General features: G+C 60.4%; 10 protein-coding genes and 1 pseudogene. 5 read left to right on the top strand and 6 right to left on the bottom strand.

Going from position 1 to position 12,363, the window contains the following annotated elements:
- Positions 1-947, bottom strand: a 947-nt coding sequence (locus AC1DSG_RS22050; RefSeq protein WP_477792775.1) for an MFS transporter, incomplete at its 3' end; no start/stop codon positions are given.
- Between the two features lie 168 nt (positions 948-1,115).
- On the opposite strand from AC1DSG_RS22050, the gene AC1DSG_RS22045 reads away from it, so the two are divergent.
- The 5 genes and pseudogenes from AC1DSG_RS22045 (at position 1,116) to AC1DSG_RS22025 (ending at position 6,816) form a co-directional block, all read left to right on the top strand.
- Positions 1,116-2,234 (top strand): sugar diacid recognition domain-containing protein, encoded by a 1,119-nt coding sequence (locus AC1DSG_RS22045; protein ID WP_477792774.1) that lies wholly within the window; start codon positions 1,116-1,118, stop codon positions 2,232-2,234.
- Between the two features lie 207 nt (positions 2,235-2,441).
- On the top strand, positions 2,442-3,578 hold the full coding sequence (locus tag AC1DSG_RS22040; RefSeq protein ID WP_477792773.1) for a glycerate kinase: 1,137 nt from the start codon (positions 2,442-2,444) through the stop codon (positions 3,576-3,578).
- A gap of 300 nt (positions 3,579-3,878) precedes the next feature.
- Positions 3,879-4,676: pseudogene (locus AC1DSG_RS22035) on the top strand (MCP four helix bundle domain-containing protein); the annotation flags it as partial.
- Complete coding sequence (locus AC1DSG_RS22030; RefSeq protein WP_477792776.1) at positions 4,671-5,534, top strand: methyl-accepting chemotaxis protein; 864 nt, start codon at positions 4,671-4,673, stop codon at positions 5,532-5,534. The pseudogene AC1DSG_RS22035 and the gene AC1DSG_RS22030, both read left to right, overlap by 6 nt.
- Before the next feature lie 43 nt (positions 5,535-5,577).
- Complete coding sequence (locus AC1DSG_RS22025; RefSeq protein ID WP_477792772.1) at positions 5,578-6,816, top strand: pyridoxal phosphate-dependent aminotransferase; 1,239 nt, start codon at positions 5,578-5,580, stop codon at positions 6,814-6,816.
- A 53-nt stretch (positions 6,817-6,869) separates the two neighbouring features.
- Here the strand turns inward: AC1DSG_RS22025 and AC1DSG_RS22020 are convergent, their stop codons facing one another.
- The 5 genes from AC1DSG_RS22020 to AC1DSG_RS22000 form a co-directional block, all read right to left on the bottom strand.
- Positions 6,870-7,847, bottom strand: coding sequence for a 2-hydroxyacid dehydrogenase (locus AC1DSG_RS22020; protein ID WP_477792771.1), 978 nt, complete (start codon positions 7,845-7,847; stop codon positions 6,870-6,872).
- A 21-nt stretch (positions 7,848-7,868) separates the two neighbouring features.
- Positions 7,869-9,167, bottom strand: coding sequence for an MFS transporter (locus tag AC1DSG_RS22015; protein ID WP_477792770.1), 1,299 nt, complete (start codon positions 9,165-9,167; stop codon positions 7,869-7,871).
- Positions 9,168-9,246: 79 nt separating this feature from the next.
- A complete protein-coding gene (locus tag AC1DSG_RS22010; RefSeq protein WP_477792769.1) occupies positions 9,247-10,233 on the bottom strand; it encodes a sugar kinase in 987 nt (328 codons plus the stop codon).
- Positions 10,226-11,008 (bottom strand): sugar phosphate isomerase/epimerase family protein, encoded by a 783-nt coding sequence (locus tag AC1DSG_RS22005; protein WP_477792768.1) that lies wholly within the window; start codon positions 11,006-11,008, stop codon positions 10,226-10,228. Before AC1DSG_RS22005 ends, AC1DSG_RS22010 begins: the two co-directional genes overlap by 8 nt.
- 166 nt (positions 11,009-11,174) lie before the next feature.
- Positions 11,175-12,200, bottom strand: coding sequence for a LacI family DNA-binding transcriptional regulator (locus tag AC1DSG_RS22000; protein WP_477792767.1), 1,026 nt, complete (start codon positions 12,198-12,200; stop codon positions 11,175-11,177).
- Between the last annotated feature and the right edge of the window lie 163 nt (positions 12,201-12,363).

The raw sequence follows: 12,363 nt of genomic DNA, 5'->3' as shown, positions 1-12,363 counted from the left end.
TTGCGCAGGTCCGCCGAGCGACCAACCATCAACATGAACACCGCCGCCAACAGGTACGGAATCGCACTCAACCAGCCAATCACCAGGTTATCGCTGAAGCCCAGGTTCTTGATGATCGACGGCAACCAGAAGTTGATCGCGTACACGCCGCTCTGGATGCAGAAGTAGATCAGACCGAACGCCCAGATCGCCGGGTTCTTGAACACCGCCAGCAACGAATCAGTGGTGGTTTTCGGTTTGTTGGCCAGGTCTTGCGCGTGATCCGCTTCCAGCACCGAGCGTTCGAACGGGGTCAGCCATTTGGCGTTGGCATAGCTGTCGCTCAGCAGGAAGTAGGCGAGGGCACCCAGGATGACGGTCGGAATGCCTTGCAGCAGGAACATCCACTGCCAACCCGCCAGACCCGCCTGGCCTGCGCCGAAGTGGTTGAGGATCCAGCCGGAAAACGGGCTGCCGAGCAGGCCGGACACCGGAATCGCCGACATGAACAGCGCCATGATGCGGCCACGGCGGAAGGTCGGGAACCATTGCGAGAGATACAGCACCACGCCCGGGAAGAACCCGGCTTCCGCCGCACCGGTGAACAGGCGCAAGGTGTAGAACTCGGTTGGTGTCGTGACGAACAGCAAGCAAGTCGAGAGCGTGCCCCAGACGATCATCATCAGCGCGATCCAGCGCCGTGGGCCGAATTTGGTCAGGGCCAGGTTGCTCGGTACGCCGCACAGCACGTAGCCGATAAAGAAGATCCCGGCACCGAGGCCGTACACGGTTTCGCTGAATTTCAGGGCGTCGAGCATCTGCAGTTTGGCAAATCCAACGTTCACCCGGTCGAGGTAGTTGAACAGGTAGCAGATGAAGATGAAGGGGATCAAACGCAGGGTAATGCGTTTGTAGACGGCGTTTTTCTCGTCAACGATGGCCTGGGTAGCGGCGGCGCTCTGTGACATGGCGGCTCTCTCTTTATTATGATTTTTTGCGATGCAAGGGTAAYGTTGATCGCCCAGTGAGTCTCGGCCACGCTCCGGGTTGTTGTCTTTGTGCCTGAGCACAGGGTTTTAGACCAAGGCCTGTGCGGGTGAACAACCCGTCCCATCCCGTTTTCAAGGACCCCCGTTATGTTCGAACTCGATCACGACCTGGCCCAGGACATTGTCGACCGGGCAATGGCCATCCTGCCCTATAACGTCAACGTCATGGACAGCCAGGGGTTGATTCTCGGCAGCGGCGAGCCGGAGCGCATCAACACCCGTCATGAAGGCGCGCAACTGGTGCTGGCCAACGGTCGGGTGGTGGAGATCGACGCGCAAACGGCGATTCATCTCAAGGGCGTGCAGCCGGGCATCAATCTGCCGTTGTTGCTCGATGGGCGATTGATTGGTGTGCTCGGCATTACCGGCGAACCCGAGCCGTTGCGCACGTATGCCGAGCTGGTGCGAATGACCGCAGAGATGCTGGTCGGCCAGCGCAATCAGCAGGCCGAGCAGCAATGGCGGCGCCAGCGTTGCGATGATCTGCTGGCGTTGCTGCTGAGCGAGGCAGGGGATTCGCCGCGTTTGCTCGACGAAGCGCAACAGTTGGGGCTCAAGCCGCAGCTGAAGCGGGTGCCCTATCTGTTTGAGTTGGGCATGGAACACGCCCCGGCACAAACCGTTGACGCGTTGAGTGCCTGGCTGACCTCGCGGTACCCGGACAGTTGGTGCGTGAGTTCGGCGAAGTCGTCGCTGCTGTGGTGCCGGCCGGCCTCGCAGACTATCGAAAATGAACGGCTGCTGGAAAAACTCGACGGCCTGGGCTGGAACATTCTGCGCATTGCGGTGGGCGGGCAGGCCGATGGATTGTCGGGACTGCGGCGCTGCTACCGCCGTGTCGGCGACTTGCTGGCATACGGGCGCGATGTGTTGCCGCGTTCGCGCTTGCTGACGCTGACCCGTTACCGATTGCCGGTGATGCTCTGGCGGCATCGCAACGACGATGCACTGGACGAATTGCTTAATCCGCTGCGCAAAGTCATTGCCAAGGACGGCAATGGCCAACTGTTGGCGACCTTGCGCAGCTGGTGTGATCATGATGGGCAGAGCCAGGCGTGCGCCGATGCGTTGGGGATTCATCGCAACAGCTTGCGGTATCGGATGGAGCGGATTGCCGAGTTGAGTGGGGTTGATCCGTTGAAACTGGACGGGATGCTCGCGCGGCTGCGTTCGAGGACGCAGTCCTCGCAAATCCGGATAGCGTGATTTTTCTGAAAGAACCGGTTGCCTGATTTTACGAGGACTGCGTCCTCGAACGCAGCCTYGCGGGCTCGGCAGCTGCTACAACAAGAGTGTAGGTCCGCAGGGTTTTGTGAGAATGAACAATAATCGCCACACCTGCTTGTGCAGCGGACTGGCGTTATTGTCCGGGGCTACTGGCAGCATGGAACGCATTGGAACTGGAGAATTCGCATGAAAATCGTCATCGCCCCCGATTCGTTCAAGGACAGCCTCAGCGCCCAAGGCGTAGCCGAAGCTATTGCGCTGGGTCTGGCAGAGGTTTGGCCTGATGCGCAACTGATCAAGTGCCCGATGGCCGACGGCGGCGAAGGCACGGTCGAGTCGATTCTGGCGGCCTGCGAGGGCGAATTGCGCCGCACGAATGTTCGTGGTCCGCTCGGTGCAACAGTCGACGCCGCATGGGGCTGGCTGGCGCACAACCACACCGCGATCATCGAAATGGCCGAAGCCAGTGGCTTGCAATTGGTGCCGCCGGGCAAGCGCGATGCATGCGTCAGCAGCACCTTCGGCACCGGCGAACTGATCCGCGCGGCCCTTGACGCCGGCGCGCAGCGGGTGATTCTGGCGATTGGCGGCAGCGCCACCAACGATGGCGGTGCCGGGGCAATGCAAGCGTTGGGCGTGAGATTGCTGGATTCACAGGGGCAAACCTTGCTGCCGGGCGGTTTGGCGTTGGCGCAATTGGACCGCATCGATCTGAGCAACATTGACCCGCGTCTGGCTGAAGTGCGCTTCGACATTGCAGCCGATGTCACCAATCCACTGTGCGGTCCTCACGGCGCTTCAGTCATTTTCGGCCCACAAAAAGGCGCATCGCCCGAACAAGTGCAGCAACTGGATAACGCGCTCGGACACTTTGCCGAACTGTGCGCTGATGCATTAGGTCGCGACGTCAAGGACGAACCGGGCACCGGTGCAGCGGGCGGTCTGGGGTTTGCCGCCAAGGCATTCCTCGGCGCGCAATTTCAGGCCGGCGTGCAAGTGGTCGCCGAACTGGTCGGGTTGGCGGAAGCGGTAAAGGGCGCCGACCTGGTGATCACCGGTGAAGGGCGATTCGATGCGCAGACCTTGCGCGGCAAGACGCCGTTCGGCGTAGCGCGCATTGCCCGGCAGCAGGGCGTGCCGGTGATCGTGATCGCTGGCACCTTGGGCGACGGTTACCAAGCGTTGTACGAGCACGGCATCGATGCCGCGTTTGCCGTAACGAGCGGGCCGATGACGCTGGAACAGGCGTGCACCGATGCACCACGATTGTTGCGTGATCGCGCCAGTGATATCGCACGAGTCTGGCGGATCGCCAAAGCCTGACGCAAAACTTGTAGCAGCTGTCGAGCCTGCGAGGCTGCGTCCGACTGCGCAGCTGTCGTAGATTTTTAAAGACGCGACCGCTTCGCAGTCGAACGCAGCCTTCGGCAGCTGCTACATGAGCTGAGTGTTTCAGGGTTGGAGCCCTCGACAATCCCTGAAATATATTCCGTCACTCCCACCCCACAACAAACCGCATTCCCGGTCGATACAGCCTATAGACGTTCACACGCACGATTCGACAGTGGCGTCAGACTGAACAGGTGCGCGTCAACGCCCGCCCTTCAGTGACCAGCGGCATGGATGTCGCCTCACACTTCGGAGATCCCTTCTATGTCACTGCGCAATCTGAATATCGCACCTCGAGCTTTCCTGGGTTTTTCCTTCATTGCCTTGCTCGTCATCGTGCTAGGTGTGTTTGCCGTCAACCGCATGTCGATGATCCGTCAAGCGACCGTTGATATGGAAACCACGCATCTACCCGGCGTCGGCTTTCTGGGCAACATGACCGAGAACGTCTTGCGCCTGCGGATCCTGTCTTTCCGCGTGCTGGTCAACCGCGAGCCTGCCGAGTTGCAGGAGGCCCAGAACCGCATCAGCGTGCTCATCGACAAGTTGCGCAGCGCCCAGGCCAGTTACGCAGCCTTGCCCGCTGAGCCGGAAGAAGCCGCGCTGTACAAAGCCTTCGTGGCGACGCTGGACAGTTACATGCAGGCCCAGAATGAGATGATGGACCTGTCTCGACAGAATCAGGTCGACGAGATGCGCACGCTGATCAATACCCGAATCAAGGACGGTACCGACCAAATGGGCGTGCAGTTGAACAAACTGGTGGCCCTCAACGACAGCTATGCCCATGCCGCCTCCGACGAGGCGGGCAAACACTACAGCAGCGCCATCACTGGCATCATCGTAGTCGCGGTTATTGCTGCGCTGTTGACCGTACTGCTGGCCTGGTTGCTGACCCGCAGTATCGTCACGCCGCTGAATCGTGCAGTGAAGGCCGCCGAAACCATCGCCGACGGCAATCTGACCGGCGTTATCGTCATTGACGGTAAGGATGAACCGGGCCGTTTGCTCGGGGCCTTGGCTGCCATGCAAGCCAACCTGCGCAAAACCATCGAACAGATCGCCGGGTCCGCCACGCAACTGGGCGCCGCTGCTGAAGAACTCAGTACCGTGACCGAAGAAGCCTCTCGCGGCCTGCAACAGCAAAACAACGAAATCGAACAAGCCGCCACCGCCGTCAACGAAATGACCGCTGCCGTGGAAGAAGTGGCGAGCAACGCGGTGTCGACCTCCGAAGCTTCAAGCGAGTCGACCCAAGCAGCACGTGAAGGTCGTGACCGGGTGGTGGAAACCGTCGACGCGATCCAGACGATGACCCAAGACGTACAAAACACTTCGCTGATGATCGAAGGCCTGGCTGCTCAGGGTCGCGACATCGGCAAAGTGCTGGACGTGATCCGCGCCATTGCCGAACAAACCAACCTGCTGGCGCTCAACGCTGCCATTGAAGCCGCCCGTGCAGGTGAAGCCGGACGGGGTTTTGCCGTGGTGGCGGACGAAGTGCGGGCACTGGCCCATCGCACCGCGCAGTCGACGCAGGAAATCGAAAAAATGGTCGCTGGCATTCAGAGCGGTACCGGCGAAGCGGTTTCATCGATGCAGCAAAGCAATCAGCGCTCCCAAAGCACGTTGGAAATGGCCCGCGCCGCCGGTGTCGCGCTGGAGCAGATCACCCAGTCGATCCACTTGATCAACGAACGCAACCTGGTGATCGCCAGCGCCTCGGAAGAACAAGCGCAGGTGTCGCGTGAAGTTGATCGCAATCTGGTGAACATCCGCGACCTGGCTACCCAGTCCTCCGCGGGTGCCAACCAGACCAGCGCCGCCTCCCATGAACTGTCGCGTCTGGCGGTGGATTTGAATGCCATGGTGGCGCGTTTCGTGATTTGAGATAGGGTGATGGCTGGGAGTCCGCGCGCGACAGGAGAATCACATGCGCTATTCAGCCTTGACCAAACGAATCGCCGGCGATGGAGCGGCGGCCTGGCAGATTCATGACCGAGCGCTGGAAATGCGCGAGCAGGGCGTCGATGTCCTGCTGCTGTCGATTGGTGATCCAGACTTCGACACGCCACAACCGATTGTCCAGGCCGCCATCGACAGCTTGCAGGCTGGCGATACTCATTATCCGCAAGTGCCTGGCAGTCGAGGGCTGCGCGGCAGCATTGCACGGCGCCATCAGCAGCGCAGTGGCCAGGATGTGGACGCCGAGCATGTCATCGTGTTTCCGGGGGCGCAATGCGCGGTGTATTCGGTCGCGCAATGCCTGCTCGATCCGGGCGATGAGGTGATCGTCGCCGAACCGATGTACGTGACCTATGAGGGCGTGTTCGGCGCCTGCGCCGCCAAAGTGGTGCCTGTGCCGGTGCGTCCGGAGAACGGATTTCGCGTCGAGCCAGCGGATGTCGCGACACTGATTACTGCGAAAACCCGGGTCATCCTGCTCAACAGTCCGAACAATCCGTCCGGCGCCAGTTTGCCGCTACCCACTTGGCAAGCGCTCGCCGCGTTGTGCGTGCGCCATGACCTGTGGCTGATCAGCGATGAGGTCTACAGCGACCTGTTGTTCGAGGGCGAGCACACCAGCCCGGCGAGTCTGCCCGGCATGGCCGAGCGCACCGCAACCATCAACAGCCTGTCCAAGTCCCACGCCATGAGTGGCTGGCGGGTTGGCTGGGTGATTGGCCCGAAACCCATGGCCGAGCACCTGGTGAATCTGTCGTTGAGCATGTTGTTCGGGATCCCGGACTTCATCCAGAACGCGGCTCAATTGGCGCTGGATCAAGACCTGCCGGAAGTGGCGCTGATGCGCGAGGAATATCGCCAGCGCCGGGATCTGGTGTGTGCGCGGTTGAGCGGTTGTCCCGGCATTAGGCCCATTCGCCCGGATGGTGGGATGTTTGTGATGGTTGATGTGCGCCAGACCGGGCTGGGTGCCCAGGGTTTTGCCGAACGGTTGCTGGAGGGGTATGGCGTGTCGGTGCTGGCGGGGGAGGCGTTCGGGCCGAGTGCGGCGGGGCATATCCGGATCGGGTTGGTGGTGGATCAGGTGCAACTGGCGGAGGCGTGTCGGCGGATTGCGCTTTGCGCGGCGAGTTTGCTGGAGGCCAGGTTAGATCGTTCCCACGCTCCGCGTGGGAATGCCTCTAGGGACGCTCCGCGTCCCATGTGACGCAGAGCGTCACGGGCTGCATTCCCACGCAGAGCGTGGGAACGATCAATTAATCAGCCTTGCCACGCCCCGGTATTCACCAAATTCCTCGGCCGCTCACCCGCCAACGCCATCAGCAGATTATCCACCGCGCACGTGGCCATCGCCTCCCGCGTCTCATGCGTCGCCGACCCCATGTGCGGCGTCGCCACCACGTTGTTCAAGCTCAGCAACGGCGAATCCGTGTTGAGCGGCTCACGCTCAAACACATCCAGCCCCGCCCCCCGAATCTGCCCGGAACGCAGCGCCTCGATCAGCGCTGCTTCGTCCACCACCTTGCCCCGGGAAATATTGATGAAAATGCTCTGCGGGCGCATCAAGGCGAACTCTTCAGCGCCTATCAACCCTTCGGTTTCAGCCGTCAGCGGCAAGGTCAGGCAAATGAAATCCGCCTGTTGCAACAACTCCGTCAGGCTTCTGTACTGCGCGTTGAAACGCTGTTCCACCACCGGTTTCGGGGAATGGCTGTGATAGATCACCGGCATACCAAACCCGAAATGCCCGCGCTGCGCCAAGGCTTCGCCGATGCGGCCCATGCCGATGATACCCAGCGTCTTGCCATGCACATCGGTGCCGAAATGCACCGGGCCGATGTTACGTTGCCACTGGCCGTTGCGAACCATGTTCGCCAGTTCCACCACCCGCCGGGCGGTTGCCAGAATCAGCGCGAAACCGGTGTCTGCCGTCGTTTCAGTGAGCACGTCCGGCGTGTTGCTGAGCAGGATGCGGCGTTCGGTGAGGTAATCGATGTCGTAGTTGTCGACGCCGACGGAGACGCTGGCGATGGCTTCCAGATCCGGCGACAGCTCCAATAACTCCGCGTCCAGTTTCAGGCTCGCGCCGAGCAAACCGTGGGCCCGTGGGAGGGCCTCACGCAATTGCGCGAGCCCCTCCGGGTTGAGGTTGTCGATCAGCGTCACCTCCGTGTGCTCATGCAGGCGAGCCATGAGCAGCGGTGAGAGTTTTTTGTACAGCACAACCTGCTTCTTCATCGTCATGTTCCCAATTTCAAATCAAGGGTGAGCAGCTGCTGGAMGTTGCGCAACAGCCTTCTCCACGACCCGGTCACTGGCGCCGGGCTTGAGGAAAATCGTCAGCACCACCGACAGCATCAACGCGCCGCTCATCAGCAAATACGAAGCGCCCGGTGATCCGGTGCTGCTGTTCAAGTAGCCGACCAGATACGAGCCGCCGAACGAACCTAGCGCGCCCATGCTGTTGATCAGCGCCATGGCGCCGCCGGCGACGTTGGCCGGTAGAATTTCCGGGATGATCGCGAAAAACGGTCCGTAAGGCGCATACATGCAGGCGCCGGCAATCACCAGCAGGGTGTAGGACCACCAGAAATGTTCGGCGCCCAACGCGTAGGAGCCGTAGAAAGCGATGGAGGCAATCAGCAGCGGCGGCCAGACGAAGCGTTTGCGCTTCTGCAATTTGTCCGAGCCCCAGGACACCAGCAACATGCCAATCACAGCGGCCAGATACGGCAGAGCCGACAGCCAACCCGCTTCGATCATGTCCATTTTTGCGCCGGCCTTGAGAATCGACGGCAGCCACAACACGAAGCCGTAAACGCCAATGCTCCAGCAGAAAAACTGCAGCGCGAGGATGATCACTTTCGGCGAGCGAAAGGCTTCGGCGTAATTTTTCACCGCTTTGATGCCGACCTGTTCGGCGGCAAGAGCGCTTTCCAGGTCCTGCTTCTCTTGCTCGCTGAGCCACGTGGCTTGTGCCGGGCGGTCATCGGCCAGACGCCACCAGATAAACGCCCACAGCACGGCCGGCAACCCTTCGATGATGAACATCCAGCGCCAGCTGTAATGCTGCACCAGATAACCCGACACCACCGACATCCAGAGCATGGTCACCGGGTTGCCGAGGATCAGGAAGGTGTTGGCGCGCGAGCGTTCGGCACGGGTAAACCAGTGGCACAGATAGATCAGCATCGCCGGCATGACGGCGGCTTCGACCACGCCGAGCATGAAGCGGATGACGATCAGCCAATAGGCGTTGGAGACGATCCCGGTCAGCGTCGCGAGGCTGCCCCAGAGGATCAGGCTGACGAAAATCAACTTCTTGACGCTGTTCTTCTGCGCGTAAATCGCGCCTGGCACCTGAAAGAAAAAGTAGCCGAGGAAGAACAGCGCGCCGAGCATCGACGACATTCCGGGCGTGATCATCAGGTCGGCGGCCATGCCCGAAGCGGCGGCGAACCCGTAGTTGGCGCGGTCCAGATACGCCAGGCTATAGGTGATGAACACAATGGGCATGATGTACCACCAGCGGCGGGTGGAGAGTGAAGCTGTTTTCATAGTGGTGCTCCTGAGCTTGTTGTTTTTGTCGCAGCAGGTAACGGGTTAAATCTTCAATGATTGCGAGGCACATTTGTATCTAGGCTGAACACAGATCCCCTGTAGGAGCGGGCTTGCCCGCGTTGAGGCCTTCAAATTCAGCGGACATTTCGAACCGGGTCGGCAAACCTTCCATATCCCCCCGACTCTGCACCGCACGGCTACCAATCCAGTTGGCCCGCCGCACCGCGTCGGCAACGCTGTGGTTTTCCAGCAGTGCGCTGATCATGCCAACGGCAAAACCATCCCCAGCGCCGACAGTATCGACCACGGTTGCCACCGGCACACCGGCGACAAATCCCTGATCTTCAGGTGTGCGGTAATACGCGCCCTGCGGGCCCAGCTTGATCGCCACCGCTTCAGCGCCTTGATCGAGGTAAAACGCCGCGATATCCGCCGGGTCTTCAAACCCGGTCAGCAAGCGACCTTCACTCAACCCCGGCAGCACCCAATGGGCGAGGGCGGCCAGGCGGTTGATCTCGGTGATCATCAACCGTTCGCTGGTCCACAGGCTCGGGCGCAGATTCGGGTCGAAGGACACACTGCGCCCGGCATGGCGCATGCGGGTCATCAGTTCGAAAGACATTTCCCGGGCAGACGCAGACAACGCTGGCGGAATGCCGGTGGCGTGCAAGTGCCGCGCGTTGAGCAGTGGCGGGGCGATGGATTGCACCGATAAATGACTGGCCGCCGAACCGCGACGGTAATACTCCACCGCCGGATCGCTGCCATCGTCAGTGCGGGATTTGAGCTGAAACCCGGTCGGGTGCGCCGGGTCGATGGCGACATGGCTGCAATCAAGGCCTTCTTTGCGCAACGTGTCGACGACAAACCGCCCCAATGAATCGTCGCCCACCCGGCTCAACCACGCCACATTGAATCCAAGCCGTGAAAGGCCAATCGCAACGTTGTTGTCCGCCCCGGCAATACGTTTGTGGAACTGGCCGACGTCGGCCAGATCACCGCTTTGCTCGGCGACAAACATCGCCATGGTTTCGCCGAACGAGAGGATATCGAACTCAGACATGCGCATTCTCCAACCGGGGTTGACCAAGGTGGGCGAGGGTGGCGACGTGCTCTCGGGTCAGCTRCACCAGGTCATCGCCTTGCAGCGGATACTCCGCTGCGCGCATGACGCCTTGGGTCATGTGTCGCAACAGTTGTTCCCACAGTTGCACGTCGCTGGCCGTCGGCGGGATGGCGACCAGTTTGCCGTCGACGCGGCGAGTCACGGCTTTGCAGTGCACGTAACCGACATGCCGACCGAGCAACCGCGCGGCGCTGGCGGCGGGCTGGTCTTGCCATGCCCAGTTGCCGATGTCGAAGGTCATTTTGATCGGCAGTTGGTGCTGCTCGATCTCGCCGAAGAAGCGTTGAAACGGTTCGATGCGGCCACCGTGCAGGGTCTGGTCGTTTTCCACCAGCAACTGCACTGGGCTGTGAGCGAGGACGCGGCTCAATGCCTGGAGATCATTGTTGTCGGTGAAATAGCCCAGGGAGACTTTCAGCCATTTCGCGCCGAAGGTTTCGGCACGTTCAAGGGTGTTGAGCAGTTCAGGGTTGGGTTTCGACTGACCGGCCAGCCACAGCTCCATCGGCGAGGAATAGATGCTTTCCAGACCTTGGGATCGGCTGTCGTCAGCCAGTTGCAACGGGTTTTCATCCGTCAGCAACTCTTCGCGCCATTCAATGTGCGTGGCGCCGGCAGCGGCCAATACGTCGATAAAACTGCCTTGGCCGCGTTGGCGCACAAGGTCCGCGCCGTAGCTGGAGAGGCTGATGGAAACGGGTGGATTGTTCATTGTTTTTATACCTCTGAAACCGGTTTCATTTTTGTTCAAAAAAATGGCTATTTAAATGAAGGTGTTCTTGCGGGCCTCATCGCGAGCAGGCTCGCTCCCACAGGGGATTTGTGGTTGCCATAGTTCCAATGTGGGAGCGAGCCTGCTCGCGAAGGGGCCATAACATTCACCGCAAATTCCCAAGAGTCGACCCCCGCACAACTAACCGCGCCGTAAAATCCAGGGTCCGCACAGCTCCGACATCCCCACGCAACCGCTTGAGCAAACACTCAAACGCACTCGCGCCAATTTCCTCCGTCGGCTGAGCCAGCGCGGTAATCCCGCTGCCCACCAACGGATACCAATCCAGATCATCCAGTGCGATCAGCCCAACCTCCTCAAACAGATTGCATTGCAGTTCACGCAGCGAATGAGTGCTGGCCAGCGCCGCAATGCCATTGGCACAAAACAAGGCTTTCGGGCCTGGGCCGGGTGTGTTCAAGAATGTTTTCAAATGCGCGGTCAGCTCGCCGCCAGTCTCGATCACCGCACCTTTGAAGGCCGGGCGCTGCGCGATCTGTGCCTTGAAACTGCTCACCCGCTCGATCCGCGCGCTGGTGCCGTCAAGCGGTTCGGTCACCATCAGCACATCGCGATAACCACGTTCTTGCAAATGGGCGAGTGCCATTTCCACCGCCGCCGCGTTGTCGAGCCCGACCAGATCGCTCTCCAACTGTTCTACCTTGCGGTCCACCAGCACCAACGGCATTTCACGATGCAGTTCGCGCAGTTCGTCGCGGTGATGGCCCAGGGTGTTCACGATCAGACCTTCGATGTTGTACGAGCGCAGCAACGCCAGGTGCTGACGCTCCTGCTCATCATCGCGATCGGTGTTGCACACCACCAGGCTGTAGCCGTGTTGACGGCAAGCGGTTTCCACTCCGTGCATCACGGCAATCGAATAAGGGTTGCGGATATCGGCCACCAGCATGCCGATCAGGCGGGTGCGCCCGCGCTTGAGGCCGCGAGCCATCTGGTTGGGGCGATAGCCGAGTTCGGCAATCGCCTGCTCGATGCGCAAGGCAGTGGCGTCGGAGAGCAGGGCGCGGTCGTCGCCGATGAAGCGCGAAACGCTGGCCTTGGAGACGCCGGCGTGTTCGGCGACGTCGAGCATGGTCACGCGGCTGCGCTGGGCGGCGGAGAAGTCGTTCACGATGTCGGACCTTATTTTTAGTAGTGAATCTGGTGTTTCTGAAACCGGTTTCAGTTAGCGCCAAAGCAAATTATTCGTCAAGTTTGATTATGGGCGAGATTGCGTAAAAACCGACAGACGGTAGCAAAGCCTGTCAGATCTGACAGTAGGCAACTGTAGGAAC

The sequence above is a fragment of the Pseudomonas sp. P5_A12 genome, assembly GCF_056400685.1.
The sequence above is the reverse complement of the archived record's forward strand: the minus strand, read 5'-3'. Positions and strand labels throughout refer to the sequence as shown.

What these genes read in the sequence shown, in the direction of transcription:
- AC1DSG_RS22010 (WP_477792769.1), bottom strand. Translation starts at nt 10,233, where the DNA reads ATGTCTGAGTTCGATATCCTCTCGTTCGGCGAAACCATGGCGATGTTT.
- AC1DSG_RS22040 (WP_477792773.1), top strand. Translation starts at nt 2,442, where the DNA reads ATGAAAATCGTCATCGCCCCCGATTCGTTCAAGGACAGCCTCAGCGCC.
- AC1DSG_RS22030 (WP_477792776.1), top strand. Translation starts at nt 4,671, where the DNA reads ATGCAAGCCAACCTGCGCAAAACCATCGAACAGATCGCCGGGTCCGCC.
- AC1DSG_RS22025 (WP_477792772.1), top strand. Translation starts at nt 5,578, where the DNA reads ATGCGCTATTCAGCCTTGACCAAACGAATCGCCGGCGATGGAGCGGCG.
- AC1DSG_RS22020 (WP_477792771.1), bottom strand. Translation starts at nt 7,847, where the DNA reads ATGAAGAAGCAGGTTGTGCTGTACAAAAAACTCTCACCGCTGCTCATG.
- AC1DSG_RS22045 (WP_477792774.1), top strand. Translation starts at nt 1,116, where the DNA reads ATGTTCGAACTCGATCACGACCTGGCCCAGGACATTGTCGACCGGGCA.